Source organism: Vibrio sp. 10N.222.49.C9 (assembly GCF_041474985.1).
Taxonomy (GTDB): domain Bacteria; phylum Pseudomonadota; class Gammaproteobacteria; order Enterobacterales; family Vibrionaceae; genus Vibrio; species Vibrio crassostreae_C.
Map to the genome: position 1 here is coordinate 1 of NZ_JBFRVD010001319.1, position 421 is coordinate 421.

Here is a 421-nt window from a genome sequence, read left to right on the forward strand (position 1 = left end):
GAGTTAACTTACCTCTAAATTACTCTCTTGCCTTACTTACTTTTACGGTTAGGCAAGATAGACTACAAGCAGTTACAGCAATTGGACTGCTTGATGAAACAACTGAAAACCTACTCACAATACTACGTCGACCTTCTGGTAAAACTCGGGATCTATCGATTCTCTTTTCTCATTGCCGTTGCATTGATCACTTTGGCGATCTTTGTACAGCTAGGCATTAGTTGGGTCTTAGCAGAAGAGTTTGAGTATAAGCACATGCTTCGCTCCCTCGCTTTTGGTCTGATCATGACGCCTTGGGCGGTGTACTTTATTTCGATAGTGGTTGAGCAGCTTGAAGAGTCTCGCCGTCGCCTCTCAAAACTGGTTTCTAAACTCAGCGATATGCGAGAGCGAGACCTCGAACTGAATAATCAGCTTACCC

The 421-nt window shown here is 44.2% G+C and carries 1 pseudogene; it reads left to right on the forward strand.

Annotated features, from left to right (window positions below):
- Positions 1–93: 93 nt before the first annotated feature.
- A pseudogene (locus AB4585_RS28100) lies at positions 94–421 on the forward strand (aerobic respiration two-component sensor histidine kinase ArcB); the annotation flags it as partial.